The sequence below is a fragment of the Mesorhizobium sp. M8A.F.Ca.ET.207.01.1.1 genome (assembly GCF_004794715.1).
Classification (GTDB): domain Bacteria; phylum Pseudomonadota; class Alphaproteobacteria; order Rhizobiales; family Rhizobiaceae; genus Mesorhizobium.
The window spans coordinates 729,554-755,594 of sequence record NZ_SRUS01000001.1 but is presented as its reverse complement, the minus strand read 5'-3'; the positions used below and the strand labels follow the sequence as shown (position 1 = coordinate 755,594).

Annotated in this window: 32 protein-coding genes, 1 tRNA gene and 1 pseudogene; 20 read left to right on the top strand and 14 right to left on the bottom strand. The window is 61.8% G+C overall.

Translation table 11 applies throughout. The features are described from left to right. Nucleotides 1–2: 2 nt before the first annotated feature. From EN850_RS03845 to EN850_RS03835, 3 genes are read right to left on the bottom strand one after another with little or no spacing between them, the layout of a single operon-like run. Nucleotides 3–362, bottom strand: coding sequence for a hypothetical protein (locus EN850_RS03845; RefSeq protein ID WP_127869439.1), 360 nt, complete (start codon nt 360–362; stop codon nt 3–5). Next, nucleotides 362–1,582 (bottom strand): divalent metal cation transporter, encoded by a 1,221-nt coding sequence (locus EN850_RS03840; protein ID WP_135915522.1) that lies wholly within the window; start codon nt 1,580–1,582, stop codon nt 362–364. Before EN850_RS03840 ends, EN850_RS03845 begins: the two co-directional genes overlap by 1 nt. After that, nucleotides 1,579–2,040 carry a hypothetical protein gene (locus EN850_RS03835; protein WP_245512034.1) on the bottom strand — a complete coding sequence of 154 codons (462 nt, stop codon included), beginning with the start codon at nt 2,038–2,040 and terminating at the stop codon, nt 1,579–1,581. The genes EN850_RS03840 and EN850_RS03835 overlap by 4 nt, the downstream gene beginning before the upstream one ends. A gap of 232 nt (nt 2,041–2,272) precedes the next feature. Here EN850_RS03835 and EN850_RS03830 point away from each other — a divergent pair, with 232 nt between their 5' ends. From EN850_RS03830 to EN850_RS03795, 8 genes are all read left to right on the top strand, one after another. After that, complete coding sequence (locus EN850_RS03830) at nt 2,273–4,669, top strand: FdhF/YdeP family oxidoreductase (protein WP_135918667.1); 2,397 nt, start codon at nt 2,273–2,275, stop codon at nt 4,667–4,669. Between the two features lie 150 nt (nt 4,670–4,819). After that, nucleotides 4,820–5,380 (top strand): cytochrome c, encoded by a 561-nt coding sequence (locus tag EN850_RS03825; protein WP_127869720.1) that lies wholly within the window; start codon nt 4,820–4,822, stop codon nt 5,378–5,380. Beyond that, complete coding sequence (coxB, locus tag EN850_RS03820) at nt 5,377–6,372, top strand: cytochrome c oxidase subunit II (protein ID WP_135918668.1); 996 nt, start codon at nt 5,377–5,379, stop codon at nt 6,370–6,372. The genes EN850_RS03825 and coxB overlap by 4 nt, the downstream gene beginning before the upstream one ends. Nucleotides 6,373–6,404: 32 nt before the next feature. Then, nucleotides 6,405–8,276: a cytochrome c oxidase subunit I gene (ctaD, locus tag EN850_RS03815; protein WP_189521814.1), complete on the top strand. Its 1,872-nt coding sequence runs from the start codon at nt 6,405–6,407 to the stop codon at nt 8,274–8,276. Continuing rightward, nucleotides 8,273–8,875 carry a cytochrome c oxidase subunit 3 gene (locus tag EN850_RS03810; protein WP_136090662.1) on the top strand — a complete coding sequence of 201 codons (603 nt, stop codon included), beginning with the start codon at nt 8,273–8,275 and terminating at the stop codon, nt 8,873–8,875. The genes ctaD and EN850_RS03810 overlap by 4 nt, the downstream gene beginning before the upstream one ends. Continuing rightward, complete coding sequence (locus EN850_RS03805) at nt 8,872–9,180, top strand: hypothetical protein (protein WP_135915520.1); 309 nt, start codon at nt 8,872–8,874, stop codon at nt 9,178–9,180. The genes EN850_RS03810 and EN850_RS03805 overlap by 4 nt, the downstream gene beginning before the upstream one ends. After that, nucleotides 9,168–10,046, top strand: coding sequence for a cytochrome c oxidase assembly protein (locus EN850_RS03800; protein WP_135915519.1), 879 nt, complete (start codon nt 9,168–9,170; stop codon nt 10,044–10,046). The genes EN850_RS03805 and EN850_RS03800 overlap by 13 nt, the downstream gene beginning before the upstream one ends. Continuing rightward, nucleotides 10,039–10,455 carry a c-type cytochrome gene (locus EN850_RS03795; protein WP_127279974.1) on the top strand — a complete coding sequence of 139 codons (417 nt, stop codon included), beginning with the start codon at nt 10,039–10,041 and terminating at the stop codon, nt 10,453–10,455. Before EN850_RS03800 ends, EN850_RS03795 begins: the two co-directional genes overlap by 8 nt. Nucleotides 10,456–10,532: 77 nt before the next feature. Here the strand turns inward: EN850_RS03795 and EN850_RS03790 are convergent, their stop codons facing one another. The 5 genes from EN850_RS03790 to EN850_RS03765 form a co-directional block, all read right to left on the bottom strand. After that, nucleotides 10,533–11,456 carry a cytochrome c gene (locus tag EN850_RS03790; protein ID WP_136090661.1) on the bottom strand — a complete coding sequence of 308 codons (924 nt, stop codon included), beginning with the start codon at nt 11,454–11,456 and terminating at the stop codon, nt 10,533–10,535. 54 nt (nt 11,457–11,510) lie between these two features. Then, nucleotides 11,511–12,008 carry a hypothetical protein gene (locus tag EN850_RS03785; RefSeq protein WP_127280078.1) on the bottom strand — a complete coding sequence of 166 codons (498 nt, stop codon included), beginning with the start codon at nt 12,006–12,008 and terminating at the stop codon, nt 11,511–11,513. A 12-nt stretch (nt 12,009–12,020) separates the two neighbouring features. After that, nucleotides 12,021–12,329 (bottom strand): hypothetical protein, encoded by a 309-nt coding sequence (locus tag EN850_RS03780; protein ID WP_136090660.1) that lies wholly within the window; start codon nt 12,327–12,329, stop codon nt 12,021–12,023. A 291-nt stretch (nt 12,330–12,620) separates the two neighbouring features. Continuing rightward, nucleotides 12,621–13,250, bottom strand: a complete 630-nt coding sequence (locus EN850_RS03770; RefSeq protein ID WP_136090659.1) for an ATP-dependent Clp protease proteolytic subunit — start codon at nt 13,248–13,250, stop codon at nt 12,621–12,623. Between the two features lie 23 nt (nt 13,251–13,273). Next, nucleotides 13,274–13,777 carry a ferritin-like domain-containing protein gene (locus EN850_RS03765; protein ID WP_167531225.1) on the bottom strand — a complete coding sequence of 168 codons (504 nt, stop codon included), beginning with the start codon at nt 13,775–13,777 and terminating at the stop codon, nt 13,274–13,276. Nucleotides 13,778–13,963: 186 nt separating this feature from the next. Between EN850_RS03765 and EN850_RS03760 the strand changes: the two genes are divergently transcribed. After that, nucleotides 13,964–14,275 carry a hypothetical protein gene (locus EN850_RS03760; RefSeq protein ID WP_127869453.1) on the top strand — a complete coding sequence of 104 codons (312 nt, stop codon included), beginning with the start codon at nt 13,964–13,966 and terminating at the stop codon, nt 14,273–14,275. A 20-nt stretch (nt 14,276–14,295) separates the two neighbouring features. Here the strand turns inward: EN850_RS03760 and EN850_RS03755 are convergent, their stop codons facing one another. Further along, nucleotides 14,296–14,625 carry a low affinity iron permease family protein gene (locus EN850_RS03755; protein WP_127869721.1) on the bottom strand — a complete coding sequence of 110 codons (330 nt, stop codon included), beginning with the start codon at nt 14,623–14,625 and terminating at the stop codon, nt 14,296–14,298. A 91-nt stretch (nt 14,626–14,716) separates the two neighbouring features. Then, the gene (locus tag EN850_RS03750; protein ID WP_127280084.1) at nt 14,717–15,226 is read right to left on the bottom strand and encodes a pyridoxamine 5'-phosphate oxidase family protein; all 510 of its coding nucleotides are present in this window, start codon (nt 15,224–15,226) and stop codon (nt 14,717–14,719) included. A 178-nt stretch (nt 15,227–15,404) separates the two neighbouring features. Here EN850_RS03750 and EN850_RS03745 point away from each other — a divergent pair, with 178 nt between their 5' ends. The 4 genes and pseudogenes from EN850_RS03745 to EN850_RS03730 all read left to right on the top strand — a co-directional run bounded on the left by EN850_RS03745 (nt 15,405) and on the right by EN850_RS03730 (nt 18,196). After that, a complete protein-coding gene (locus EN850_RS03745; protein ID WP_246689141.1) occupies nt 15,405–16,748 on the top strand; it encodes a phospholipase D-like domain-containing protein in 1,344 nt (447 codons plus the stop codon). Between the two features lie 438 nt (nt 16,749–17,186). Then, a pseudogene (locus EN850_RS03740) lies at nt 17,187–17,729 on the top strand (alpha/beta hydrolase); the annotation flags it as partial. Further along, entirely contained in the window at nt 17,702–18,028 is a 327-nt protein-coding gene (locus EN850_RS03735; protein ID WP_127280347.1) for a tyrosine-type recombinase/integrase, read from the top strand. The pseudogene EN850_RS03740 and the gene EN850_RS03735, both read left to right, overlap by 28 nt. A gap of 82 nt (nt 18,029–18,110) precedes the next feature. Then, nucleotides 18,111–18,196 (top strand) — tRNA-Leu (locus EN850_RS03730). 63 nt (nt 18,197–18,259) lie between these two features. On the opposite strand, the gene EN850_RS03725 is transcribed toward EN850_RS03730, so the two are convergent. After that, nucleotides 18,260–18,547, bottom strand: coding sequence for a PilZ domain-containing protein (locus tag EN850_RS03725; RefSeq protein ID WP_136090658.1), 288 nt, complete (start codon nt 18,545–18,547; stop codon nt 18,260–18,262). 211 nt (nt 18,548–18,758) lie between these two features. Here EN850_RS03725 and EN850_RS03720 point away from each other — a divergent pair, with 211 nt between their 5' ends. Continuing rightward, the gene (locus tag EN850_RS03720) at nt 18,759–19,298 is read left to right on the top strand and encodes a J domain-containing protein (protein ID WP_127869509.1); all 540 of its coding nucleotides are present in this window, start codon (nt 18,759–18,761) and stop codon (nt 19,296–19,298) included. Between the two features lie 22 nt (nt 19,299–19,320). Here EN850_RS03720 and EN850_RS03715 read toward each other — a convergent pair whose 3' ends face one another. Then, nucleotides 19,321–19,899 carry an NUDIX domain-containing protein gene (locus EN850_RS03715; protein ID WP_127869510.1) on the bottom strand — a complete coding sequence of 193 codons (579 nt, stop codon included), beginning with the start codon at nt 19,897–19,899 and terminating at the stop codon, nt 19,321–19,323. A 158-nt stretch (nt 19,900–20,057) separates the two neighbouring features. On the opposite strand from EN850_RS03715, the gene EN850_RS03710 reads away from it, so the two are divergent. From EN850_RS03710 to EN850_RS03700, 3 genes are all read left to right on the top strand, one after another. Then, a complete protein-coding gene (locus EN850_RS03710; protein ID WP_136090657.1) occupies nt 20,058–21,161 on the top strand; it encodes an NADH:flavin oxidoreductase/NADH oxidase in 1,104 nt (367 codons plus the stop codon). Between the two features lie 349 nt (nt 21,162–21,510). After that, nucleotides 21,511–21,789: a DUF982 domain-containing protein gene (locus EN850_RS03705; RefSeq protein WP_127280167.1), complete on the top strand. Its 279-nt coding sequence runs from the start codon at nt 21,511–21,513 to the stop codon at nt 21,787–21,789. 28 nt (nt 21,790–21,817) lie between these two features. Continuing rightward, entirely contained in the window at nt 21,818–22,057 is a 240-nt protein-coding gene (locus tag EN850_RS03700; RefSeq protein WP_015318080.1) for a DUF2188 domain-containing protein, read from the top strand. Between the two features lie 72 nt (nt 22,058–22,129). On the opposite strand, the gene EN850_RS03695 is transcribed toward EN850_RS03700, so the two are convergent. Both EN850_RS03695 and EN850_RS03690 read right to left on the bottom strand, forming a co-directional pair. Next, entirely contained in the window at nt 22,130–22,486 is a 357-nt protein-coding gene (locus EN850_RS03695) for a hypothetical protein (protein WP_246689140.1), read from the bottom strand. Continuing rightward, nucleotides 22,470–23,477 (bottom strand): alpha/beta hydrolase, encoded by a 1,008-nt coding sequence (locus tag EN850_RS03690; RefSeq protein WP_246689139.1) that lies wholly within the window; start codon nt 23,475–23,477, stop codon nt 22,470–22,472. Before EN850_RS03690 ends, EN850_RS03695 begins: the two co-directional genes overlap by 17 nt. Before the next feature lie 257 nt (nt 23,478–23,734). Between EN850_RS03690 and EN850_RS03685 the strand changes: the two genes are divergently transcribed. From EN850_RS03685 to gpt, 3 genes are all read left to right on the top strand, one after another. Continuing rightward, nucleotides 23,735–24,478: a competence/damage-inducible protein A gene (locus tag EN850_RS03685; protein WP_127869514.1), complete on the top strand. Its 744-nt coding sequence runs from the start codon at nt 23,735–23,737 to the stop codon at nt 24,476–24,478. Nucleotides 24,479–24,559: 81 nt separating this feature from the next. After that, nucleotides 24,560–25,393 (top strand): universal stress protein, encoded by an 834-nt coding sequence (locus EN850_RS03680; protein WP_127280163.1) that lies wholly within the window; start codon nt 24,560–24,562, stop codon nt 25,391–25,393. 116 nt (nt 25,394–25,509) lie between these two features. Continuing rightward, a complete protein-coding gene (gene gpt, locus EN850_RS03675) occupies nt 25,510–26,010 on the top strand; it encodes a xanthine phosphoribosyltransferase (RefSeq protein WP_127280162.1) in 501 nt (166 codons plus the stop codon). Nucleotides 26,011–26,041: the final 31 nt, after the last annotated feature.

Below are 26,041 nucleotides of genomic sequence, written 5' to 3'. Positions count from 1 at the left end.
GCCTACGCCCCCGGTATGCGACCGATGAAATGATCGCGCAGCCAATCCTGCCAGTCGAAGATCGACGTCTCGCGCCCGTCGATGTCGAACTCGATATCGAGCCCGATATCGCGCACCTTCTTCCAGGAAATCCGGTGCGGCTCGCTATGGCGGTCTCCCCCAAGCCACGCGGCAAGCCGGGCTGCCCAGCGACCGGGCCGTGCGCCGAGGCGACGCGCAAGGGTGATCGAGCCGAGCTCGGCCGCGACAATCCGGGGCGGCTTTCCGGGCCGCAGCTCGGCAACCAGCCCGTCGACCTTGCCGATCTTCACTCCCTTCCGGTCGAGTACTTGTTTGTCGAGGACATCGCGCAGCAAGTTCATCATACGTCTCCGAATATCTGCAGCGGAATCGTCACCACCGCGAGCACGAAGGCGAGCGTGATGATGAAGATGACGGCGGCGTTTGAGACGATGCCGTTGCGGTGCGCGCCGACATAGCGCTCGTCGTTGAGCAGAAAGAGGAATGGAACCACGGTCAGCGGCAGGCTGGCGGCCGTTAGCGCCATCGAGAATATGGTGAGCTTGAGCGGGTCGAGACCCAGCATGATGGGAATGGCGGCCAGAAACAATGAAACGGTATAGACGGTGCTGAACCCGGGATCGTCACGCGGTTTGAGATCCTCACCCCAATCCCAGCCGAAACCTTGCGCCACCAGATAGGCCTGTTGCAGCCCGACTTCGACCGCCGCGCCGAAGCAGGCAATGCCGAGCGAAGCGACGAACAGCACAAAGCCCCAAAAGCCGAATATCGGTATCAGCATCAATGGCAACTGATGATAATCATCCACCTGCACGATGCCATTCGTTGCAAGCACGAGCGCGGATACGATCAGCACGCTGACCGAGATCGTGCCGCCGAAGGTCATGCCGAGCCAGGCAATCGCCCGGTTGACCCCAAGATAGCTCTTGTCCCATTTGTCCTCGATCGCTCCCGAGGAATAGAACATGAACAGGTATGGCGATATCGAAGCACCAAGAATGCTGACCGCCATGAACCAGTAGTTTGCCGCGTCGTGCGCCGGCAAAGAGGGCACGGCGCCAGCCGCGACCGCCTTCCAATCCGGCTTCAGCATGACCGCGCCGACGACGAAACACAGCGTCACCAGACCGAGGATCGAGACGCCTTTCTCGATCAGGCCGAACGTGCCTTTCCAAAGCATCAGCCATGCCAGCAGGGCAGCCGGCAGTGCCCACCACTGAAAACCGATGCCGGTGGCCAGTTCCAGCGCGATCGAAACGCCGCCGATCTCTGCCGACATCACCAGGAAGTTGACCAGCAAAGTCGCGAGCAAAGGCCACAGGAAAACTTGAAAGCCAAACCTCTCCCGAATTCCGTCGGCAATCGTGTGCTGGCTCACAGCGGCAAACCGCCCGGCCATCTCGACGAGAAAAATGATGCAGAGCGTGCCGAGAACCACTGCCCATATCAGGTGGAAACCGAAGGTCGCGCCGGCCTGGGCGGCAGTCGCCATCGACCCCACTTCGAGAAAGCCGCCAACGCTGGTAACGACGCCGAGCGATATTTCCAGAAGCTTCTTCATGGTTTCGGCGCAAAATATCTGGCGTAAGCGGCAGCCAGGGCGCGGGCAGCCGCCTGAGCGTCGTCCTGTGCGTTTCGCACCTCGGAGCGACTGCCGGTTTGCAGCCCCGCTTCGGCCCGCGCGACCGCTTCAGACATCCGGCCCACGGCGGCGGCCAACGCGGCCTGTTCGGCAGGTTCGGCTGATCCGACGGACCGGAGTTGCGACTGGACGTCGGAAAGCGTCTTGCCGACGGATTGCAACGTGCGGACCGCATATCGGGACGGCGCCTCGCCTGCCGCCCAGACATCGAGCGTCATCGCGACCGTCTGGGCCGCCGATGCGGCGGTTCGCGATTGCTGGTCGATCTGATCGGAAGGCGAACATGCGGTGCAAATCGCAAGCGTCAGCAACCACATGGGGCCAAGAGGGCCAGCTTGGCCTTTGCCGTCGATTGCAAGGCATTGGATGCGCCACACGGTAAGCTCCCCGCGCCAGAGACAAGCATCCGGCGTTTTGCCTTGACCTAGCGCGCCGCGACAGTGCGTCAACGGGACCGAAGTCCTGCAGGCCCTCGTATCGGGCCTTGGCAAGTCGGCCTGTAGCCTGAACACCCGTAGCCAAGTCACATGACGGAGGAACAATCGTCGCTGCGGCAAGTTGGATCGTTGCAATACATCGTCAGTCGCTTGGGCAGGGAAAGAGACGAAAATGACTTCGGAATCGCGTCGCTCGCCACGCAAACCGTATGGCGGACCGGCCGGCGGCTGGGGCTCCGCAAAATCTGTCACAGCAATCACGGTCCAGGAACACGTGCCTCTCAAAGGGCCGAAGCTGCTGGCGGTGCAGAACAAGCCGGAAGGCTATATGTGCGTCAGCTGTGCCTGGGCGAAGCCGGCCAAGACGCACCCGCTCGAGTTCTGTGAGAACGGCGCGAAGGCGACGGCTTGGGAAGTCACGTCGCGGCGCGCCGGCCCAGATTTTTTCGAGAAGCACACTCTGGGCGAACTGGAACGCTGGGCGGACCATGATCTGGAGGAACAGGGGCGGTTGACCCATCCCATGCGCTGGGATGCAGCCACGGACAGGTACCTACCGGTGGCGTGGAGCGAAGCATTCGCCGAGATCGGACGGGAACTGCGTGCGCTCGATCCGCGGCAGGTCGACCTCTACACCTCAGGGCGCGCCTCGCTCGAGACCAGCTACATGTATCAGCTGTTCGCTCGCATGTATGGCAGCAACAATCTGCCCGACAGTTCGAACATGTGCCACGAAAGCTCGTCGGTGGCTCTTCCCGAAAGCATCGGCGCCTCTGTCGGCACGGCTATCCTGTCGGACTTCGAAAACGCCGACTGCATCTTCTACATCGCCCAGAATGTCGGAACGTCGTCGCCTCGCCTGCTCCACGATCTCCAGGACGCGGTCCGGCGCGGCGTCAAGATCGTCACCTTCAACCTGCTTCACGAGCGCGGACTGGAGCGCTTCGTCAATCCGCAGTCGCCCGTCCAGATGCTGACCGGAAAAGAGACGAAGATTTCATCGGAATATTACCAGGTCAACAATGGCGGCGACATCGCGGCACTGTTCGGAGTCTGCAAGGCGCTGATCGAAGCCGACGACATTCTGAAGGCCTCCGGCACAAGCATCGTTGCGGGAGAGGATGGCACGCCGAAAGATCCCGGCAATGCGGCAATGGTCGCGTTCGCTGCCTCAATGCGCGCAGCCGACAAGAAACACGTGCTCGACCACGATTTCATCAACCAGCACACGACCGGGTTTGAAGAATTCGCCCAAGCGTGCCGTGGTCATCGCTGGGAGGAGCTGGAGCGCGTTTCCGGCCTCAGCCGCGACCAGATGATGCAGGCCGCTGCGACCTATGCCAACGCCGATGCAGTGCTGTCCGTCTATGGCATGGGGCTGACGCAACATCTGATGGGCGTCCAGAACGTCCATATGGTGTGCAATCTCGCCTTGCTGCGCGGCAATATCGGCAAGCCCGGGGCTAATATCTGCGCCGTGCGTGGACATTCCAACGTGCAGGGCCAGCGCACCGTCGGGATTACGGAAAAGCCGGGTCTCGTCCCATTGGACAAGCTCGCCGAGCTGTATGGCTTCCAACCGCCGCGCTGGACCGGCCACTCGACGGTGGAGACATGCGAAGCCATCATGAATGGCCAATCCCGTGCTTTCATCAGCCTCGGCGGCAATTTCCTGAAAGCGGTCCCAGATACCGACGCAATGGAAGAGGGATGGCGCAAACTGCGCCTGAGCGTTCAGATCGCGACGAAGCTCAACCGTAGCCATGTCGTGCATGGCGAGATCGCCTACCTGCTCCCCTGTCTGGGGCGTATCGAAGTGGACGAACAGGCGACAGGCCCTCAAGCGGTCTCCATGGAAAGCTCCATCGCCCATTTCCATGGGTCGCGCGGCCAGGCTCAACCCGCGAGCACGGAACTCCTTTCGGAACCGGCCATCGTCGCCGGCATCGCCAAGGCCACGCTCGGTGACACCAAGGTTCCATGGGACGCCTGGGTCGGCAACTATGCCGAAATACGGGACGCCATCGAGCGCACCTACCCCGAAACCTTCAAGGACTTCAACAAGCGGCTTTTCAAACCTGGCGGCTTCGCCAGGCCGTTGCCGGCGCGCGAGCGCAAATGGGTGACACAAAGCGGCAAGGCGAATTTCATCACGCCGGAAAGACTTTTTCCGGAGCTGGGGACTGAGCGGAGCGCCGATGTCCTCCATCTCGCGACGCTTCGCTCCAACGATCAGTTCAACACCACGATCTACGGTTACAGCGACCGCTTCCGCGGCATCAGCGGCACGCGCCGGGTCGTGTTCCTGAACCGAAAGGACATTGCGCGTCTGGGGCTCGCCGAGGGCGAGAACGTCGACCTGACGACAGCAATCGACGCGGCGACAGCTCGCACGGTGACCGAACTGAAGGTCGTCGCCTATGACATCCCGAAAGGTTGCTGCGCGGCCTATTATCCAGAGACGAACCCGCTGTTCCCGCTGGCTCATCACGACCCCAAGTCGAAGACGCCTTCCTACAAACTCTTGCCGGTCCGTCTCAGCCGATCGCCCACCGCTCCGGATGGTTGAATTTCAGAGCGGTATCCTTCCACCAGGACCGCTCTATCTCTTTGTTTAACGCAATTCCTGGCCGAACCGCTTAGTCGTTCCTGGAATTGCTCTCGGGCGGAGGGCCGCTTGGCAGAGAAGGTTTCCAGCTTTTCGAAGGCAGCGTTCGCGCTGGCGGGCCTTCTGTTCTTTGCCGCCTCTGGCGCCATTCTGGGGTGGTTCGGGGAGCCGAGAGAGCTTCGCCTCGACCCGCCCGTCGCGGCCGATCTCGACCGCTTCAAACTGATGCCCAACGGCATCAGCGGATCGCCACCTGAGAGTTACTTCGCAATCGGCAAACCTTATGAATCTGACGCCTGGAACCTCAGCCAGGGCAAGCGGCTTTATGCGTGGTTCGGTTGCGGCTCGTGCCATGGCGACGGCCGTGGCGGCGTCGGTCCCTCCTTCCTCGATGGCTGGTGGCTTTACGGCCCCGAAATGGTCTCGATCGTCGCCTCCATTCGGGACGGCCGCCCGCATGGCATGCCAGCCTTTCGCGACCGGATGACCTCGGAACAGATCTGGCAGCTTGCAGGCTATGTGCAGACGATCGGGTCCTACAAGCCGAAGGTGGCCGCGCCGAGCCGCAACGACGACAAGCAGACCCGCCCGGCCGAGAATCGCGGTCCGGCGAAAATACTCTTCGACGAAGGGCCGGCGGGCGTTCACCCGGACCAGGGGCCGACACCTTGAAGACGCACCGCGCCCTCCCGCTATCCGTCCTTGTCCTCGCGTCGGGCTGCGGCGGCTATCAGTCGGCGCTCGGCGCCAAGGGCGGCCCGGCGATCCATGTCGAGCACCTCATCGTCGGCATCGTCGCGGTATGCACGGTCATCTGGATCCTTGTCATGATCATGCTTGGCTTGGCGCTCGTGCGTGCACGCCGCAGCGTTGTGAGCCAAGAGACCGGATCCGAAAAGCCGCTGACCGTGGCGGTATCGGCGGCGATCGCCGCGACCGTCGTCATCATCGCCGGGATGACCATCGCCAGCTTCTACACCACGCGCAACATCGGTCTTCCCGACAGCACCGCCCTGACCATCACCGTACGGGGACAGCAATGGTGGTGGCAGGTCTTTTATGCCGATTCCCCGGCAGGCCCTGGCTTTCAGACCGCCAATGAAATCCACATACCCGTCGGCAGGGATGTGCGGCTTCGGCTCGAAAGCCCCGACGTGATTCACTCCTTCTGGGTGCCGAGCCTCGCGGGCAAGCAGGACCTTGTCCCCGGGCGGTCCAACAGCTTGCTGCTCAGGGCTGAAAAGCCGGGCGTCTATCGCGGGCAATGTGCGGAGTTCTGCGGCCTCCAGCACAGCCACATGGCCATCCTGGTGATCGCCGAAACGCAGGCCGCCTTTGAAGGCTGGGCCGCAACCCAACGCCTGGACGCTGCCGGGTCGGCCGATCCCGACATAGCCGCCGGGCAGGCGTCGTTCATGGCAAAACCCTGTGCTGCCTGCCACACGGTCCGCGGCACGCCTGCCGGCGGCACGACCGGACCTGACCTCACGCATGTTGGCGGCCGGCGGACGATCGCCGCCGGGCTGCTGGAAACCACCCGCGGCTCGCTGGCGGCCTGGATAGCCGATCCGCAGACGCTCAAACCCGGAAACAACATGCCGATGGTTCCGCTGACCAGCATCGAGCTGCGAAATATCTCCGCCTATATGGAGAGCCTTAAATGACGCAGGATGGCGACGGGCTCCGTGACAGTTCAATGGAAGCGTCCGAACTCCACCGTCGCCTCACGGCGATCTGGTCGACGCCGTCCGGGCTGTGGGGCGCGCTGTCCACGGTCGATCACAAGATCATCGGCCGGCGCTACGTCACCACGGCCTTCGTCTTCCTGGCCCTGGGTGGGGTGCTGTCGCTGTTGATACGGCTGCAACTCGCGCAACCCGAAGCCCGCTTCATCGGCCCGGATCGCTACAATCAGATCTTCACGATGCACGGCACGAACATGATGTTCCTCTTTGCCGTGCCCGTCATGCAGGCAATGGCGATCTATCTCGTGCCGTTGATGGTGGGAACGCGCAACATCGCCTTCCCCAGGCTCAACGCGTTCTCCTACTGGGTGTATCTCGCTGGCGGGCTACTGCTCTGGATCGCTTTCGCTGTCGACACCGGTCCCGATGTCGGGTGGTTCGCCTATGTACCCCTCGCCGGCCCGGAGTACGGCGCCGGAAAGCGGGCCGATATCTGGGCGCAGATGATCACCTTCACCGAGGTATCGGCCCTGGCCGTGGCCGTCGAAATCGTCGTCACCGTCTTCAAGCAACGCGCCCCGGGCATGTCACTCGACAGGATTCCGCTGTTTGTCTGGTCGATGCTGGTCACGTCGTTTCTCGTCATCATGGCGATGCCAGCGATCATGGTCGCCAGCTCCTCCCTTATCCTGGATCGCCTGGTAGGTACGCATTTCTTCAACCCCGCCGAAGGTGGCGACGTGCTGTTGTGGCAGCACCTATTCTGGTTCTTCGGCCACCCGGAAGTCTACATCATCTTCCTGCCGGCGGTGGGGATGGTTTCGACCATCGTGGCGACATTCACGCGGCGGCCCGTGTTCGGTTACCTGGGCATGGTCATGGCCCTGATCGCCACCGGCGTCCTGGCGTTCGGGCTATGGGTTCATCACATGTTCGTCGCTGGGCTGCCGCGCCTCGGGGAGAGTTTCTTCACCGCTTCAAGCATGGCCATCGCCGTTCCGGCGGGGCTACAGATCTTCTGCTGGCTGGCAACGATGTGGGCCGGCCGGCCCGTGTTCAAGACGCCGTTCCTGTTCGTCATCGGCTTCATGGTCATATTCGTCATCGGCGGCCTGACCGGGGTGATGGTGGCCTCCGTTCCCTTCGACACGCAGGTTCACGACACCTATTTCGTCGTCGCCCATTTCCACTATGTGCTGGTCGGCGGCGCGGTGTTTCCGTTGCTGGGCGCGGTCTATTACTGGTTTCCGAAGTTCACCGGGCGAATGATGAGCGAGACGCTTGGCCGCTGGATATTCGGCCTGATCTTCACGGGGTTCAACCTGACTTTTTTCCCCATGCACATTCTTGGCCTGCAAGGCATGCCGCGCCGCATCTACACCTACCAGCCGGAGATGCCCTGGTCCGGTTTGAACCTGTTCATCAGCCTCAGCGCCGCCATCCTCTCATTGGGTTTCCTGCTGTTTTTCGTCGACGCCATACGCAGCGCCAGATCAGGATCCTTGGCGCCAGCCAATCCTTGGGGCGCCAGGACGCTGGAATGGGCCACCTCGTCGCCACCGCCCTCCTACAATTTCGCGCGGCTGCCGGTAGTGGATCGCCACGATCCCTTGTCCGATGACATCGAAGCTGTGCCGGTCGCCAGCGGACTGCGGGTCGACCGCCGGGAACTGCTGACCAGCAGCGTCGTTCACGCATCGCCGGAAGCGCGTGAGGCGTCGCCCGGAGACTCCATCTGGCCCCTATGGGCGGCACTTGCCACCACGCTGATGCTGATCTGGTCGATATTCAGCCCGTGGGCCGTCGTCTGGGGCTCGATACCGCTGGGGATCACGCTCATCGGCTGGTTCTGGCCGAAAGGCGTGCCGGAGGACGAAGCATGAAGGAAAAAATCGTCATCGATCTCGCCGATCTCCCACCGCATGGCTTCGGCTCCGCCAGCCAGAGTTGGTGGGGAACCCTAGCCTTCATGCTGATCGAAGGCACCGGCTTTGCCCTGGCCATTGCTGTCTATCTCTATCTGATGAGCCTGGCGCCGCTGTGGCCTCTGGATACCGCACCGCCTGACCTTTTGGCGGGGACGATTCTTACGGTGTTCCTGGTGCTGAGCGTCCTGCCCAATATCCTCGTCAATCGCTGGGCGCGCCAACAGGATTTGCGCAAGGTCCGCATCGGGCTGATCGTCATGTCGCTGGTCGGCATTGTGCCGCTGATCCTACGCGCCTTCGAATTCCCCGCGATGCACATCAAGTGGGACCAGAACGCCTATGGCTCGATCGTGTGGGTCATGCTCGACCTCCACACCACGCATATACTGACCGATGTGGTCGAGACCCTGGTGCTGACCTGCCTGATGTTTTCACGACACGCCGACAATCCGCGCCGCTTCGGTGACGTCAACGACAATGCGATGTACTGGAACTTCGTGGTCGCGACGTGGTTGCCGATGTATGCCTGCCTTTATTGGGTCCCACGGCTTTGACCAAAACCTGGCTAAGACACATCGGACTTCTGCTTCCCCTCGCGGCCTGGGGGCTCAGCACCCAGCTTGGGCAGGTCACGCCCTATTTGGATTGCCGGCAGAATGTCTCTTGGACCGCGATCTTCTGCGGCCTTCTGATCGTCTTCGCGATCGCAGGCATCGTCGTGTCGCGAGTTGGATTGCCGGGACTGGGAAAAACCGGGCGATTCGTCGTCGATACCGGCTTCCTTATCGCGCTCGCCTTTTTGTTCGCGCTGGCCCTGCAGGGGACGGCCGCAATGGTGCTGGACCCATGCCAACGCTGATCCGCACGTCAATCCTGTTCATGGTCGCCACTCCGGCCATGGCGCATGGCGACGAGACGCATGGTGCTGGAGGGTCCTGGACGTTCGATCCATGGATCGTCACGCCGCTCGCGGTCCTCGCTATACTGTTTGGACTGGGCGTGACAAGGCTGGCGTGGCGAACCAGACGGCCCGGCGCCACGCTGATCAGTGCGCTGCTTTATGCCGGCGGCTTGCTGACGCTCGCCGGCTCGCTGATGTCCCCACTGCACTGGCTGGGGGAACATCTTTTCACCTTCCACATGATCGAGCATGAGGTCGTCATGGCCGTCTCGGCTCCGCTGATCGTCTTCGCGCGGCCGGCCGGAATCCTGCTATGGGGATTGCCCAGGCGCGCGCGCCACATGGCTGCTGCGGCAATGCGCTCGCCCCTGCTGCGACGGCCATGGGATTGGTGCACGAGCGCGGCGAATGCGACGATCCTTCACGGCGTGGCCATCTGGGCGTGGCATGTGCCGATCCTGTTCGACACGGCCGTGACAGATGCGACCCTGCACCGGCTCCAGCATCTCAGCTTCCTCGCCACGGCGATACTGTTCTGGTGGGCGATGGTCTGGAGAAGCGACCATGGGGTCGCCGCATGGCATCTGTTCGTGACCATGATCCACACCAGCGTGCTCGGGGCGTTGATGGCGTTGGCGCCGCGCGTGCTCTACGTCGCGCAGACGCAGACGGCCATGGCGTGGGGACTGACACCCCTGGAAGACCAGCAACTGGCGGGCATGATCATGTGGGTGCCGGCCGGCACCATCTATGCGGGTGTGGCAATGGTCATGCTGGCGCTCTGGATCCGTGGCTCAGGCGACAGGGGGATGCAAAATGCCTGACCATCCTGCCTTTATCTCCGGCCCGGTCGGCTTCATCGCCGTGACCGTTCTTGCTGCGTCGGCCGCGCTTGTCGCGACGAATGTCGTGCGCGACAACAACACCAAGGCGGCCACCGCCAGGATGATGACCGGCGGCAATGCCGACCATGCTCCAGAGATTTTCCGTCGCTACGGTTGCTCGGGTTGCCACACCATCCCCGGCATAGAAGGTGCCGACGGCCAGACCGGCGCGCCGCTGACAGAACTATCGAAGCGCGTATACATTGCCGGCGTGCTGGAAAACCGTCCCGACAATCTCGTCGCCTGGATCGTCTCGCCGAAAACCTTCTCTCCCCGAACGGCAATGCCCGTAACAGGAATCTCGGAGCGAGAAGCCCGCGACCTGGCCGCGTATCTTTACGCTCAATGACACCTACCCGGCGCGCCGGCCTGGCGGATCCTGGTAGTCGTAGACCGGAAAGCAGATCGACCCGCGACGGTGGGGCCTTACGGATGCGGCGTGGCTACGGCCGACAGGGCTTTGATGTAGCGTGCGATCGCCCGACGGTCGCTGTCGGGCAACATGGCGGTGTTCTTCACGACGTCGGCCATGGACGATCCAACCCGGCCGTGATTGGGCGTCTCGCCGGTTTCGAGCATGGTGGCGATGTCATCCTCGGTCCATTCGCGCAGTCTTGCCTGGGTGATGTTGGGAACGAAGCCGGTGCCTTGCGGGTCGACACCGCCCGCAAACCGCGTATCCGGTTTGATCGCACCGAAAACGTTGCGCGCGGAATGACATTCGGCGCAATGAGAGACCGTTTCAACCAGGTAGGCACCCCGGTCATGCACGGGATCTCCAGTGAGGTGGCTGGCGTTCTGTCCTTGGCGAAAAAACATCAGCTTCCATAGCCCGACGGACCGGCGGATGCGGAAAAGAAGCTTCGGGCGGTGCGGCGGCGCGCGCCCGGCCACTCTGGGGAGGGTCCGTAAATAGGCGTACAGATCTTTTACATCCCCCACCTTCATCCCGGTAAAACTCGTATAGGGAAATGCCGGATAATAATGCTCCCGCGAAGGCGAGACGCCGCCGATCAACGCGTTCGCAAGATCCGCGACCGTCCACGCCCCAATGCCGTCCACTGGATCGGGGGAGATATTGGGCGGCCGAAATGTGCCAAAGGGCGAGGCGAGCGCCAAGCCGCCTCCGAGTTTCAAATCATCGGGTTGCCCGGGAGTTGTATGACAGGAAGCGCAGCCACCCGCAGCGAAGACAAGCTGGCCGCGCGCTGCATCGCCGGCCTCAGAAAACAACGGATCATCAGGCGAATACGGCGCCTGAACTTCGGTCAGATACCACAAAGTGGCCGAAGCGAGCCCCGTGGCCGCCAGAACCGCCACAGCAAGTGTAGGCCAAGAGGGCAGTCGCATTGGGACTTTTCCGCCGTATCCGCGCACGGCCGGATCTGTGCAGGCCGTCAGCGATCAGCTGAAGGGCTCATCAGGCCCGGACTTGCTGGTTTTTCGTGGATCGACGGCGGCAGCCTCCCGCTGCAGGTCAGCGAAGTCGACCGTCGCCACCACCGTGCCATGTTCGTCGCGCGCACGCACGGCCCATCCGAGCGGCGCTTCGCCCCGTGACAGTGCGTCTTGCCACAGGTCCTCGGCGGAGCGTTTGCATTCCTCAGCAGCTGCCTGAACGCTTGGAAACGACAAGCCGGTTACCGCGCGGATCCGGCCCTTTTCCTGGTATTCGAGGGTGTACAGGGACGCCTCCCGGTTGTTGGGCTCGGAGGGTCCGTTTGGGGCGCCGTCCTCGAATTGGGCCGCATGGAGCAGCATGACCTTGGCCCTCGCAATCAACTCGCCGTCGGACAGGGTCGTCGGGGCGTCCAGGGTCACTGCGATCTGTTCGCCTCCCTCGCCCTGGAACTCCACCACCGGAGTGCCGGCATGGTCGACAGTGGTAGCCACGATTTGCATGCGATCCTCCTGCTACATCTGGTCGTTGTAAAGCGTCTTGGTCTTGCCTACCTGCCGGGCCAACTCGCCGAATGACGGGACTCCGGCTTCGTACTGCCCCCGATTGGCCAACAACAAAAGCCGCAGCGGAAAACAGATCGCGTCCCGGTTGGCGGGTGACATATCTTCGTAAACGCGCTCATCGCTGGTCACGGAGGCTTCGGCCTTGCGCAAAGCCACATCGATGTCATCGACCGACAACATGTCGCGATGGACGAGCGCGTTGTTGATTGCCGCGACCGCCATCACTAGGCCTTCGAGTTGGAGGTTCGCCGCGTTCATGTCCGATCCTTGACGTAGGCGCCGGGCTGACGACCCGATTTCGGCGCCTTGGCGTCTTTCGAATGCTCTGAAATGGCCGGCCCAGCGCCGGAGACTTTCTCCGTTGCCGGAGACGGCGTGGGATGGCGGCTCTGCCTTACCGCCGAGCGCGACCCGGGGACCGGAGCGGCTGGGACCTTGTCTGAGGGCATCACGGGACTCCTTGAATTGGCCTATCGAAACTTCCTATGCGAACGGAGGTTCCACCGTCGAAGCGGCAGCATTCTGCGTGTCGGCCGTCACCAAGGCCCGCTAGCGTAGCACGCCGGCCACGATCCCCAACTCGAGAGCCTCCCTGGCGTGGATGTAACAGTTTTTGGTCGCCCGCCGATAAAGCTCATCGGGGCTGAGCGTGCTTCCGGCGACGAGTTCCGTGAAGCCCTCCTTCTCCAATTGCTCCGCTGTCTCGAGCAAAGCCAGCTGCTCGCGAATGATCTGGATGCAAGACTTCATCGGGCCGTTAAGGGTTATGTTCGTCTCCATGCGCCGTTCATGCACAAGCAGAACCGCGTCCTCGGTAAGGAAGCGGCACGGCTTCGGGAAAGCGGCAAACACAGTCACGCCAGCCGAGTAGACATTCGTCTTGCCGACGCAATAAGCATTGCGGCCGCTGTGGCGACGAAAGAGCCGGACCTCATGAGCTATGCGTCGCGCCGCGTCGGCATCGCCGCCATTGGTGTTCAGTTCCATCAACATGTCCTGGCCACTATCGCGCACGCCTTGTAGGCGCCCAAGGAAGAAAGGCACCGTGCCCTCGTTGATCAGGCCGTTGATGGAAATGTTGGGCTCGAACAGCAGCTGCCGTTGGCTCGGGCCCTGGCCCGACGGCATTGCCTCCTCACGTGCGCCCCGCTCGGGTCGCGCGTCTTCATGGATAGTCATGTAGCGTTCCTCGATCGAGCCAATCAGGCCGCTTCTTGCAGGGCCCTTTGATTGACGCCCGCATCACCGAGCTTCGTCAGCGCTTCATCCGTCGCCTTCTCTTCCTTGAGCGTCTGCTCCAAAAGCGGAACCGCATCCTTCAGGCCAAGCAGGCCCGCCCAGGTCACCAAGGTCCCATAGCGGGCGATCTCGTAGTGTTCGACGGCCTGCGCTGCGGCTGTGAGCCCGGCATCGAGGGCCGGCGCATTCTCGAACTCCTCCAGGATCTCCTGCCCTTCCTCAAGAATGCCGTCGATCGCGGGGCAGACCTTGCCTTGGGCTCGCTTGCCGAAAATGTCGAAGACCTGCTGCAGGCGTTCAACCTGGGCCTCGGTTTCATCCCGATGCTTCTCGAAAGCGGCGGTCAGTTCGGCGGACTCCGCGCCCTTTGCCATCTTTTTGAGGGCGGCGAGTATCTTGCGCTCAGCGTAGTAAATGTCCTTCAGGCCGTCGTAAAACAGGTCTTCCAAGCCTTTTCTTTCTGCCATCTCTCTCTCCTGCTCCATTGGGCGTGCCAGGCACGCTGCAATCCAACCACCAGGCTGCCGGTTTGTTCCTCGTCGGCGCCCTCTTTCTCGGCACGTAGCCTTCCGCCTTAAGCTGAGGTGGCTGGCTCACAAGGGGCTATTGGAACCATGATGCCGGGGAGAAGTTCGGCGGCAGGAGGTATCATCATGTTCCCGACCAGAAGAACGCCATCCCAAGATCGAGGCGATGTCCAGGCAGGCAAAACGCATGACAAGACGCCCGGCTTCGACCCCGCGGCAGCGCCCTTAGAAACAGATGCGGAAGCCGCCGACACACCGGGTATCGCTGCTGCGGCTCCCTTGCGCGAGCCGGATTTCAACAACCAGGCTACCTTTGCCAATGCAATGCGACCGGTGGAAAGCGCGCCGCGCCCGCGCCGGAATTGGCCGTTACTTGTCATCGCCGCGGTCGTAGTTGTAGCAGCGGCGATTTTCGGCATCGCCGCATCGATGGGCTGAACGTTCCGCACCGATCAATGTCAGCGGTCATTCTGTCGCCGCTTTCGCTCGGCTTCGATCTCTTCGGGTTCCTTGTCGTCGATCTTGGCTGTCGTGCTGTCCGCCTTCGCAGAGGCGCGCAGCAGCTCGTCGAGCTTAGCATGCAAGGCTTGAGTGTCCCGATGCTCGGCGCGCTGTATGAACAGCGTCATCGCCCAGGTCGCCAGCGTCGCCACACCATGCCAGTCGAGACTGCTGCGTTCGAAAACCAGCCAAAGTCCGGTGTACGCAAAAAACACCAGAAAGGCGTACGGTCGCGACGTCACCGTACCGATCTTGGTAATGGCGCTCCTCACTTGATTGTTTGCCATTGTCATCGATCTCGAACGTCGCGCTACAAAGTCGACGACTCATCAGAGGCAAGGCCGCTTCCGACTTCCGCAACAAGCCTCACCGGAACTTTCAGAGTTGCACCTTGGCATTGTCGCCGACATCGGGCTTGGCCCCGGAAACTGCGGCGAAAACCATTTTCGCGGTGGCCATGACGAGCCCTGGGCTGTCCCACAATTCGCCTTCGTCCGGCGTGACCTTGATAAGCCTAATTTCAGGATCGCTGGCGCTTTCCCACCAGGCCTTGTCGGTCTTTTCCCAGAGCTCCGCGATCTTGCCTCTGTCGTTTGTCACTGCGGCCGACCCCGAGATCGTAACGTATTTGTAGTGGCTGCTGTCGCTCCAGGCCAACGTTACCTTGGGATATTTCGCCAACTGCTTGTTCTTGGCGCTGTCGTCATTGACGAGGAAATAGATGGCGCCCTCTTCCCTCCTGACGCGCGCCGAGAGAGGACGGGCGCGATTGTATTCCCCGTCCCACGTCACAAACATGCAGATGTCGATATCTCTGGCGAGCTCCCAAATCCGGTCCGTGGCCTGGACCGGGGTCAGGTCGCTATCTTGCTCTTGATCGTGGGTCATCAGTTGTCCTTCGGAACAGGGTGATTTGCTACAACTCCGGGAGGGTCTCGGCGTTCCACTTCAATCGCCGAGCGATACCACGCGGACCGGAGCCAACCCGGCCCATTCCATCCGGGAACCCTCATCCCAATCGAGAGTTCTTGTCGGGCGAATTCACCGTTTGAACATGGCGAGAGACGTGCGGCCGAGCATCTTTGGAACGCGATCTGCTATCAGAAAGGCGGTCGCCGCCCGGACAAAGCTTGGTCGCTGGCTCGATAAACTCAAATATCTTGCGGTTGCCATCACCGCGGGTCTGGTCACGCTGGCGGCGATTAACCTGATGCCGAATCCACGGGCGCTGCGCACCATCGTCCCACACGTTTTCGATGCCGAGGATCCCGCATTTGCAAGGAGCATGAGCAGCTATTCAAACGGACAGATGTTCGATGCAAACGCCGTACAGACCCTAGTCAATGGCGACGAGATCTTTCCCGCGATGCTGCGAGCGATCCATGCTGCTCATTCCAGCATCGATATGGAAACCTACATCTACTGGTCGGGAACAGTGGGCTACGACTTCGCCATGGCCTTGGCTGCGAAGGCGCGAGATGGCGTCGAGGTTCGCGTGCTTGTCGACTGGGTCGGCAGCCTGCCCTTCGACGAAGACTTGATCCACGTCATGACCAGCGCCGGAGTGCGGTTTCAGCGTTATCGACCCGTCCATTGGTATACGATGGATCGGGTGAACAATCGAACCCACCGCAAGCTGCTCATAGTCGACGGGAAGATCGCATTTACCGGAGGCGTCGGGATCGCCGACAACTGGCTGGGAGACGCACGCAACCCGAACGAGTGGCGAGACACCCACTATCAGGTAGAAGGACCCGCCGTATCCGCCTTCCAGGCGGCGTTCGCCGAGAACTGGCTCGAGGCGGCAGGCGAAACTTTGCAGGGAGAAAAATTCTACCCGCCTTCTGAACCCGCAGGATCACTCAGCGCTCAATTGACCCTGGCTTCCCAGCCGAATGGTTCGGAAGACATGGAGTTGATGATGTTGGCCGCCATGGCTGCCGCCAAGGATCACCTGCGGATCGGAATGGCCTATTTCGTTCCGGACGACATTGCGATCCTGCAAATCTTGGACGCCAGGAAAAGAGGGGTCGCGGTCGACGTCATCGTGCCCAACTCGCTGACGGATGTCCCTATCGTGCGAAAAGGCTCGCGCTATTTCTGGGGCGAGTTGCTCAAAGCCGGGGTGCGCATCCACGAGTTTCAACCGACAATGTATCACCCCAAGCTGTTAATCGTGGATGATGTGTGGGCCAGCTTCGGCTCGGCCAACCTGGACGAGCGGTCACTGCGTCTCAACGACGAGGCCAATCTGAACATTTACGGCAAGGATTTCGCACAGACTCAGATCGATCTGTTCAACCAGGACCTTGGGCGGTCGAGGCAGATCCGTCTTGAAGAGTGGCAAGCGCGGCCGTGGACTGAAAAGGTGACGGATTGGTTGTCGAGCAGACTGCGCTCGCAGCTGTAGCGTCTGTGCAGACAAGCCGCACTAGTATGCCTCTGATCGAACGGGTGAGGCAGTGAACCTATGGCGAAGCATCTCTTCACGCTCAATAGCGCCTCATCAATGGCGATCGCCGGCCTTTGCCGCGATGCCCGTGCCGCAGTTGTAAAGGCTCTGCCTGGCGGCAAGCGGGCGGTGGAAGCCGCAAGAGGAGGCAGCGGATGGGTACGCATCCATTGTTCGCCGAATGGCCACTAACCTCGGCAGCAACTCTCGGATCATAGGTGCGCTGGGGCGCCTTCGAGGATGAAGGATTGTTGCGCCGCCAGCCAAGCACTGGGTCGGCGCGTTCGGATGGCATCTGCCGCACTACAGGGAGTTCCACTGCGCGAGCGGTCTGAACCATTTTGGACGCGGCGAGTTCCCTAACTGGAAACCCGGCTGCCTTCCAAGGATATGCGGATGTTCGAGAACTTCGTGCTCGAAACGATCGGAACGAAGAGTGGGCCGATACGGGTGAGGCATGGCGGATCTGGTCCGCCGCTGCTGCTCCTCCACGGCCATCCTCGCTCTCATATGACGTGGGGCCAAGTCGCGAATCGGCTGGTGGCCGATTTCAACGTCCTGTACCCTGACCTTCCGGGCTTCGGGCGCTCTTACCAACCGAAGGATGACCCGGCGAGCCGATACTCGTCCAAACGAGCGAAGGCGAAGGCCTTGGTGGAGATGATGGAACGGTTAGGGTACCAGACCTTCGTCGTTGCCGGGCATGACCGTGGCAGTCTGGTCGCATTCAGGATGGCGATGGATCATCCCGACAGGGTGCGGAAGCTGATCACGGTAGACGGACTGCCGGTGCTGGAGCATCTGGAACGCGCCGATTGGACATTCGCCCGCGACTGGTACCACTGGTTCTTTTTCGCGCAGCCTGAAAAGCCCGAACGCGCCATCCTGGCGGGAAGCTCGGCAAGGATGCGCTGGTCTTCTGCACCCCGGATGGCGAAGCAATAGCGCCGTCTCGCGTTTCGGGAGCCTGGCGCGATACTATCGACCGCTTGAGGAAGCCAGCCGCGGAAGGCGCGCCAGCTACCATCGAGCTTCCCAAGGTGCGTTTCCATGACTTGAGACACACCCACGCCTCCGCCCTCATCGCTGGCGGGCTCGACGTGGTTGCAATTAGCCGCCGTCTGGGGCATGCGTCACCCGTCGTCACGCTGTCGGTCTACGCGCACTTGTTCAAGAGATCAGACGAAGGCGCGGCAGCGGCGATAGAAGCTGCGATGAGAACAGGCGCGGAACAGTAAACTGGCCGTCGGTGCCAATCCGGTGCCAAGTGAAAGTAAGTGGCTGGACCGGACCTCGCTTAAGTGCTTGTAATCGCAGCAGGCGGACGTGGCGGAATTGGTAGACGCAAGGGACTTAAAATCCCTCGATCTCTGATCGTACGGGTTCGATTCCCGTCGTCCGCACCACATTGAATATCGAACTGCGCTCCCTTGGCAGGCGCGCCCCTGAATATCAGGCCGGCTCCCCTATCATCTAACCTTCAGCGAGAAATTGCCGTGGATTTGGATGCCAAGTCGCTCGCCTTTTCTCCACCGCACTTCCGCTCGATAGGTCGCATCGTCCAACGGCACGCGCAGCCGGAAGCTAGCTGGCACTTCAACCCCCGCGGCGACACGCAACTCGGCGCCGTGCTCATGCTGATTTCTGACGGCGCAGCCTATTTCGCCATCCTGCGTGATTATGAACGCATCCTTCAAAACCACTTCTCTCAAGTGACTTCGACGCTCAATTGGCGGTTCAGAAGGTTTGTCGGTCATGGTAAGCTGCCTCTAACGAGCGAAACGCTATCAGACTAAAGTCTGCGGTGCAGGACGCAAAGGTCTTACGTTTTTGCTGAAGTTCCGTTCTTGTCCTTTGTACGTTCTTTACATTAGCAAATCGTGAAATATTCGGCTCTATAATCGTCGCCAGGCTTGCCCGAAACTGTGGCGGGGAGAGCCGAACAGACACGGTACGGGAAGGCCTGGTATGTTCGTCGACTTCTACGAAATGCTGGAAATCAGTCCGAATGCCAATTCGGAAACAATAGAACGCATTTTTCGTCATTTTGCCATGCGCTACCATCCCGACAACCAGATCACCGGTGATGAATCGCGCTTCAGCGATATTCTTGAGGCCCACAACACGCTCAAGGATCCGGTCAAGCGTGCGCAATACGATATTCAGTACAAGGCCCATTTGGACCTGCGGGCCGAGCTGACCGATCAGGCGAACAACACGAAGAACCTCGATCGAGATTCCGTCTTTCAAGCCAAAGTGCTCTCACTGCTTTATGTAAGACGCCGGCAGGACGTCAATAATCCTGGCATTGGCGACGATGAACTCGAACGAATGTCAGGCTGTCCGCGTGAGCACCTCGAGTTCCACCTCTGGTATCTAAAAGCGAAGGGCTGGATAGCCAGAACGGAAAACGGCACGTTCGCCATCACCGTGGAAGGCATCGATCGCGTCAATTCCGAACATCATCGTGAGGCGGCCACCACCCGATTGTTGGATCACGCCGGCTGAATTGGTATCCCCCGGTCTCTGATCAAGCCGAGATCGGGTTCAGCTTCAGATGCTGGATCAGGATGATGGTCTTGGCATCGACAATGCGGCCGTCGGCGATGCCGGCCAGTGCGTCGTCGAGCGGCATTTCCAGGACCTCGATGTCCTCGCCCTCCTCCGGAGCGCCGCCGCCGGCCGAAATGCGGTCGGCAGGCGAATAGCGGGCGACGAAGAACCAGAGCCGCTCGGTGACGCTGCCCGGGCTCATATAGGGCGAAAACAGCCGCTCGATCTTGTTCAACCGGTAACCCAGTTCTTCCTCGGCTTCCTTGCGAATGGCCGTCTCCGGATCGTTTTCGTCCAGCAGCCCGGCACAGGCCTCGATCAGCGGCTCGCGGTGGCCGGTGACATAGGCAGGGTAACGGAACTGGCGCACCAGAAGCACGGTCGAACGCTGGGGGTCGTAGGGCAGGATCACCGCGCCGTCGCCGCGATCATAGGTCTGGCGGACCTGCGTCTCCCATTGCCCGTCACGCCGGCGATAGTCGAGCACGGTCTTCTTCAGGACCGCCCAGTCGTCGGAGAGAACCTCTTCCGAGCGGATACGAATGCGGTCTTCCATCTGACACCTCAATGCTTGCTGGCGGACGCAGGCGTAGCCGCGAACCGGTATAGGCGCAATCGAGCTAGCGATTGGTCCAGCGCGCTTCACCGTCTCGTGTGTGGTATGGAACGATGCCATTGCCTAGATAGCGCATTCCCCTTCCCGGAGTTTTTTTCATGTCGACATCGCTTTTCCAGCCGATCACGCTCGATGGGCTCACCTTCCCCAATCGCATCGCCGTGGCGCCGATGTGCCAGTATTCCGCCGAGGACGGCTCGGCCAGCGACTGGCATCTCTACCACTGGATGAACCTGGCCATGTCCGGCGCCGGCATGGTCACGGTGGAGATGACCGATGTCGAGCGGCGCGGACGCATCAGCCATGGCTGCCTCGGTCTCTATTCCGAAGACAATGAAGCAGCCGCGCGCCGCGCGTTGGACGCGGCCCGGCGCGTGGCCGCACCCGGCACGAAGTTCGGCACGCAGCTGGCGCATGCCGGCCGCAAGGCCTCGAACCGCAGGCCTTGGGAAGGTGGCGGCCCATTGCAGCCAAACGAGGATCCCTGGCAGACCGTCTCGGCCTCGGCCATCGCCTACGACAACGGCTGGAACGTGCCGCACGCGCTGGAGGACGAGGAAATCCTGCAGCTCATCGAGCGGTTCGCGGAAGCCGCCAGGCGGGCCGAACGTGCCGGCTTCGACTTCATCGAACTGCATGCGGCGCATGGCTATCTGATCTTCCAGTTCCTGTCGCCGCTGTCCAACCAGCGCACTGATCGCTGGGGCGGCTCGCTGGAAAACCGGATGCGTCTTGTCGTCGAGATCGCCAGGGCGGTGAAGAAAGCGGTGCCAAAGCTGATGCTCGGCGCACGGCTGTCGGTTAAGGACTGGGTCGATGGCGGCTTTGACGTCGAGGACGCGATCGAAGTGGCGAAAGCGCTGAAGGCCGAAGGCATCGCCTATCTCTGCTGCTCGAGCGGCGGCAATTCGCCGTTGCAGAAATTGCCCACCGGGCCGGGCTATCAGGTGCATCTGGCGGAAGCCGTGCGCAAGGGCGCTGGCATTCCGACCCGTGCGGTCGGGCTGATCGATGACCCGAAACAGGCCGAGGCTGTCATAGCCGAAGGCCGAGCCGATATGGTGGCGCTGGCACGCGCCTTCCTCGCGGATCCGCGCTGGGGATGGCGTGCGGCCGCCACCTTCAGCGAAAAAATCCATCCGGCGCCGCAGCTCGCCCGCTCGGTGACGACGATGGAACATTGGATGAAGGCGGCGGGCTGATCGGCCATTCTCCCGGTACAGGCGTGCTCGCGCTTGTGATCCCGAACGGTTCGCCAACGGCCTGCTTCAATTCTGGCTGCAAAATGTTGCGCTGGGTCAGGCTGCGGCGGGCGCGGCCGCGGCGGGACCGGCCGGGCGAATGCGCGCTGGCTGCGCAACGACTGCGGCTACAGAGACGCCAATACATGGCACCCAGAGGCATGCCCCGGGGCTGATCCGAGGGCGGATCCGGTCCGGGGCAACGCTTGCGTCACGCCGAGATCCAAAGCGCGTCACGGACTCGACGCGACCTTTGGGCGCAGGCCGAAGGCCATTTTTGCAACCAAATTGGCTGCTTTGCGTTGCGGCCATGATGGACAACAAGCCTTTTGAGACGCCCGTCGTGGTCGAGCTTGGCCATGTCGGCAAATATCGCCATATCCGCTCGACCCAGGAGGCGGCGGAGTGCCTGATGACTGTGTGGCCGCTCAATCGCGGACCTCGTCATCGAGATGCCCTCGACACTTGCCTCAAAGTGCTGGAAGGATATCGTTCGACGGCGGAAGCGCGCCGGGCACTGATCGAGGCCGCCAAGGAATCGGAAGTGCTGGTGCCCGACGACCGGCTGCCAGACGACCGGTTGCATTGAGCAGGCGGACCTTTAACTGGAGGTTTTGATGGCGAAGCTGACTTACAAGATCGTCGAGCATGACGGTGGCTGGGCCTACAAGGTCGGCGCGACCTTCTCGGAGACATTTCCCACCCATCAGGATGCGTTGCGCGCCGCCGAGATCGCTTCGGCCGAACAACAAGTGGCGGGTTCCACCGATGGCATCCAGTATGAGGACGCCGAGGGCAAATGGCATGAGGAACTTGCCGACGGCCGCGACCGGCCTCAGACCGAAATCTCGGATTGATATCCAGCCAGGCGCCAGCCGCCGACGCCAGGAAAGATGGCGTCCGGCGGCAGGCGACAAGCCCGCGGCTGGCTATTTGCCGCAGTACTGATCGTTGATGTTGCGCTGAGCATTGGCATCGGGGCCTGGAGTGTTTGAGGCACAAGGTCCGGCCGGGCCAGGATTGCCAAGGGTATTCAATCCGGAACCATCGCCGTTGATGCTGCCGGTGGTGCTCTGGTCGACGGCAGAGGAATCCTCATTGCCGAACAGCCACCAATTGTGATGGCTGGAATAGGTAGCGTCCGACGACTGGGCCATCGCCGATGTGGCGAGACCGATCGTCAGGACGGATGCTGCGAAAAGTTTTCTGTACATTGAATTACTCCGTATCTTGGCCGCCTTGGGATGCGACACGGGGTAAACCCGGCGATCAGCCAGATGGTTCATTGAAATTGTCGTGAACCCTTGGTGATGCCGCATCTGAAAAAGCACGTCGCGCGATGCGTTTGATGAAGGCAACAACCCGTTCCGGCTCGACGAATTGCGGCATGTGGCCGAGACCGTCGACGGGTTCGAAATCTAGTCCTTCGACCTTTTCCCGCATCGGCTCGCCATGGACAGCCATGCCGATGACGCGATCGGCGCCGCCGAAGAGAATGCCGGCCGGCATGGCGATCTCGCCATAGCGGCGCTCGATGTGGCCGAGATCCTCCTCGACAGCCACGACATCGGTCGATGTCGCATGGTAGTGGCCGGGCCTCAAGCCGAGCCATCCGCCTCCCCCGCTCATATAGTCGCCAGGGACGGCTTGCGGCGCGAAGATGAAGTCCATCGTCGGCCGGGCATATCTGAGGCTTGCCGGTATCGCCACGGTATAGGCCATGAACCACCGCAACAGGCGTGAAGGTATGTACAGCAGGTTAAATCCTTGGCGCGTCCTTGTCTCCAGATGCGTCAAGGGCGCCAGCAATGCGATGCCTGAAATCGCATTGGGATGTTCGACGGCCAGGGTCAACGTGATGGCGCCGCCCAGCGAATGGCCCACCACCAACGGCCTTTCCAGTCCCAGGCTTTCGATGAAGCGCCTGATGATCTCGGCCTGCTCGGGCAAGCGGCCCGTCGCTCCGCTTGCCCGCGTCGAATAGCCCGAGCCCGGACGGTCGAGCGCGATCAGGCGGTAGCCAGGACCGAAACGGCCAAACACGGTGTGCCGGAAATGATGCAGTTGGGCGCCAAGCCCATGCACGAAGACGACCGGCCGTCCCTCCCGGACATCGACATAGTGGATGCGGTTGCCGTCGATCTCGACGAATTTTCCGACCGGCGGCACCAATCTTTCCGCTTTCGCCGCTATCCACAGCGTGGCCAGCAGCAGAGAGGCAATCACGAGGATCGCCGCCAGAAACGCCGCGCCAAACAGCCAGAGCAGAATCGACATCAGCATTCGTCACCCGGATCCGAGCCGCGCACCTTACCCGCCCGCGATGGCGCCGCAAGGATGGACAAAACAGACCGACTTGGCGAGGCGGTGGTTCACAGCCCGGGTCCGAGAACAATCAGGCTTGTTCCCGTCCAGGCCAGCCAACCACTGCAATCCAGGTGATATCCCCGTATGCCGGGTCGTCCGCCATTTGGGCGGCATTGCCGCCGCTCGTCCGCCGCGCTATTCAGACTGCGCGTCTGCCGGAGCCTTCCATGCCTGAAATCGTTACTGCCGCCATGCTGGTCATCGGCGATGAGATTCTGTCCGGTCGCACCAAGGACAAGAACATCGGCCACCTCGCCGATATCATGACGGCGATCGGCATCGACCTGAAAGAGGTGCGCATCGTGCCCGACGAGGAAGACGAGATCGTCGCGGCGGTGAACGCCGTGCGCGCGCGCTATACCTATGTGTTCACCACCGGCGGCATCGGTCCGACGCATGACGACATCACGGCCGATTCGATCGCCAAGGCGTTCGGCGTGCCTTGCGAATACGATGCCAAGGCCTACGCCCTGCTGGAGGCGAGCTATGCCGCGCGCGGCATCGAATACACGCAGGCCCGCAAGCGCATGGCGCGAATGCCGCGCGGCGCCGACCTTATCGACAACCCGGTGTCCGTGGCGCCCGGCTTCCGCATCGGCAACGTCCATGTCATGGCCGGCGTGCCGTCGATCTTCCAGGCCATGCTCGACAATGTCGTCCCGACCCTGAGAGCCGGCACCAAAATGCTGTCGGCCACGGTGCACTGCCCGTTCGGCGAGGGCCTTGTCGGCGGGCCATTGGGCGAGATCCAGAAAGCGCATCCGGATACGATCATCGGCTCCTACCCCAAATATGGCGACGGCAAGTTCTGGACTGAACTTGTGGTGCGTGCCCGCAGCGCGGATGCGCTTGAGGCCGCGCGCGCCGACGTCGAGGCCATGGTGGCTGGCTTCGCCGACAAGGCGAACTGATCCGGCCGGGCCGGAACCAAGAACGGGGCTGTAACGTTTCCCTGCCGCGAGGCCGGTCGCTCGCAAGATTGAGGGATCATCATGCGTTTCAAGACCATCGTTGCCATTCTGCAGAATGAACAGGACGCCGAGCGGGTGCTCGACTGCGCCATTCCGCTTGCCAGCCGCTTCGAGAGCCATCTGATCGGCATCCATGCCGAGGCGCTCCCAGTGCCCTACACGTCGGCGACGGGCTTTCCCGATACGGAGTTCCTGCAGGTTTCCGCCGACATGAATCGGGAGCGGGCAGACAAGCTCCAGGCTGTCTTCCTCGGGCGGGTCGAGGATTCCGGCCTCTCCTTCGAATGGCGCAGCCTGGAGAGCTTCTCCGGCGACAGCGCGCTGACCGGCATTTCAAGCGTGCGCGCCGCCGATCTCATCATCGCCGCCCAACGCGAGACCGGCGGCGATCCGAGCGCGGACGTCGATACGCTGGTCTACGATGCCGGCCGGCCGGTCCTGGTCGTGCCGCATGCCGGTCCTCTCGTCACCACCTTCAAACGCGTGCTGCTCGCCTGGAACGGCAGTAAGGAGGCCGCCCGCGCCGCCTTCGATGCCTTGCCCTTCATCATCGAGGCCGAGAAAACCGACATACTGGTCATAGATCCGCCCGATACGCTCGACGAAAGCCCGGAGGCCGCGGGCGCCGAAATCGCGTCGGCCCTGTCGCGCCACGGCGCCACCGTCAGTGTCTCGGTGCAGAAATCGGGCGGGAGTTCGGTCGACGACATGATCCAGAACAGGATCGCGGAGACCGGTGCCGATCTCCTGGTGCTTGGCGCCTACAGCCACTCCTGGCTGCGCCAGCTTCTGTTCGGCGGGGTGACACGCACGGTGCTGCGCACGGCGCAGGTAGCGACTTTCCTGTCGAGATAAGTCCACAGCGATCGCGACCGCTCTCCCTTGCCAAACCCAAGGGTTTCCAGTTAATTCCGCGCGCATTCACCTGTTTTCTCGCACGCGGCCGCCGCGTGCCGTGGAGTGCGCGAAAAATGTCCCTTCCCGAAAAAGCCTTCCCGGTCTCCTGGGACCAGTTCCATCGCGACGCCCGCGCGCTTGCCTGGCGGCTTGCCGGCACCAGCAAAGGCCAGTGGAAGGCTATCGTCTGCATTACGCGCGGTGGCCTGGTCCCGGCGGCGATCATCTCGCGCGAACTCGGCATCCGCATCATCGAGACAGTCTGTGTCGCCTCCTATCACGACTACACCAGCCAGGGACAATTGCAGGTGCTGAAGGAGATAACGCCGGCCTTGCTGGCCGACGATGGCGCTGGCGTGCTGATCATCGACGACCTGACCGACACCGGCAAGACCGCCGGCATCGTGCGGGCAATGATGCCCAAGGCCCATTTCGCGACCGTCTACGCCAAGCCCAAGGGCCGGCCACTGGTCGATACTTTCGTCACCGAGGTCAGCCAGGACACCTGGATCTATTTTCCCTGGGACATGGGTTTCACCTATCAAAAGCCGATCGCCGACGATCACGCCGGTTGATTCGCGGCAAGCCGTTTTTTCCCCAATCAGG

What these genes read in the sequence shown, in the direction of transcription:
- EN850_RS03845 (WP_127869439.1), bottom strand. Translation starts at nt 362, where the DNA reads ATGAACTTGCTGCGCGATGTCCTCGACAAACAAGTACTCGACCGGAAG.
- EN850_RS03840 (WP_135915522.1), bottom strand. Translation starts at nt 1,582, where the DNA reads ATGAAGAAGCTTCTGGAAATATCGCTCGGCGTCGTTACCAGCGTTGGC.
- EN850_RS03830 (WP_135918667.1), top strand. Translation starts at nt 2,273, where the DNA reads ATGACTTCGGAATCGCGTCGCTCGCCACGCAAACCGTATGGCGGACCG.
- ctaD (WP_189521814.1), top strand. Translation starts at nt 6,405, where the DNA reads ATGGAAGCGTCCGAACTCCACCGTCGCCTCACGGCGATCTGGTCGACG.
- EN850_RS03810 (WP_136090662.1), top strand. Translation starts at nt 8,273, where the DNA reads ATGAAGGAAAAAATCGTCATCGATCTCGCCGATCTCCCACCGCATGGC.
- EN850_RS03800 (WP_135915519.1), top strand. Translation starts at nt 9,168, where the DNA reads ATGCCAACGCTGATCCGCACGTCAATCCTGTTCATGGTCGCCACTCCG.
- EN850_RS03795 (WP_127279974.1), top strand. Translation starts at nt 10,039, where the DNA reads ATGCCTGACCATCCTGCCTTTATCTCCGGCCCGGTCGGCTTCATCGCC.
- EN850_RS03790 (WP_136090661.1), bottom strand. Translation starts at nt 11,456, where the DNA reads ATGCGACTGCCCTCTTGGCCTACACTTGCTGTGGCGGTTCTGGCGGCC.
- EN850_RS03785 (WP_127280078.1), bottom strand. Translation starts at nt 12,008, where the DNA reads ATGCAAATCGTGGCTACCACTGTCGACCATGCCGGCACTCCGGTGGTG.
- EN850_RS03780 (WP_136090660.1), bottom strand. Translation starts at nt 12,329, where the DNA reads ATGAACGCGGCGAACCTCCAACTCGAAGGCCTAGTGATGGCGGTCGCG.
- EN850_RS03770 (WP_136090659.1), bottom strand. Translation starts at nt 13,250, where the DNA reads ATGACTATCCATGAAGACGCGCGACCCGAGCGGGGCGCACGTGAGGAG.
- EN850_RS03765 (WP_167531225.1), bottom strand. Translation starts at nt 13,777, where the DNA reads ATGGCAGAAAGAAAAGGCTTGGAAGACCTGTTTTACGACGGCCTGAAG.
- EN850_RS03760 (WP_127869453.1), top strand. Translation starts at nt 13,964, where the DNA reads ATGTTCCCGACCAGAAGAACGCCATCCCAAGATCGAGGCGATGTCCAG.
- EN850_RS03755 (WP_127869721.1), bottom strand. Translation starts at nt 14,625, where the DNA reads ATGGCAAACAATCAAGTGAGGAGCGCCATTACCAAGATCGGTACGGTG.
- EN850_RS03750 (WP_127280084.1), bottom strand. Translation starts at nt 15,226, where the DNA reads ATGACCCACGATCAAGAGCAAGATAGCGACCTGACCCCGGTCCAGGCC.
- EN850_RS03725 (WP_136090658.1), bottom strand. Translation starts at nt 18,547, where the DNA reads ATGACCGACAAACCTTCTGAACCGCCAATTGAGCGTCGAAGTCACTTG.
- EN850_RS03720 (WP_127869509.1), top strand. Translation starts at nt 18,759, where the DNA reads ATGTTCGTCGACTTCTACGAAATGCTGGAAATCAGTCCGAATGCCAAT.
- EN850_RS03715 (WP_127869510.1), bottom strand. Translation starts at nt 19,899, where the DNA reads ATGGAAGACCGCATTCGTATCCGCTCGGAAGAGGTTCTCTCCGACGAC.
- EN850_RS03710 (WP_136090657.1), top strand. Translation starts at nt 20,058, where the DNA reads ATGTCGACATCGCTTTTCCAGCCGATCACGCTCGATGGGCTCACCTTC.
- EN850_RS03705 (WP_127280167.1), top strand. Translation starts at nt 21,511, where the DNA reads ATGATGGACAACAAGCCTTTTGAGACGCCCGTCGTGGTCGAGCTTGGC.
- EN850_RS03700 (WP_015318080.1), top strand. Translation starts at nt 21,818, where the DNA reads ATGGCGAAGCTGACTTACAAGATCGTCGAGCATGACGGTGGCTGGGCC.
- EN850_RS03695 (WP_246689140.1), bottom strand. Translation starts at nt 22,486, where the DNA reads ATGAACCATCTGGCTGATCGCCGGGTTTACCCCGTGTCGCATCCCAAG.
- EN850_RS03690 (WP_246689139.1), bottom strand. Translation starts at nt 23,477, where the DNA reads ATGTCGATTCTGCTCTGGCTGTTTGGCGCGGCGTTTCTGGCGGCGATC.
- EN850_RS03685 (WP_127869514.1), top strand. Translation starts at nt 23,735, where the DNA reads ATGCCTGAAATCGTTACTGCCGCCATGCTGGTCATCGGCGATGAGATT.
- EN850_RS03680 (WP_127280163.1), top strand. Translation starts at nt 24,560, where the DNA reads ATGCGTTTCAAGACCATCGTTGCCATTCTGCAGAATGAACAGGACGCC.
- gpt (WP_127280162.1), top strand. Translation starts at nt 25,510, where the DNA reads ATGTCCCTTCCCGAAAAAGCCTTCCCGGTCTCCTGGGACCAGTTCCAT.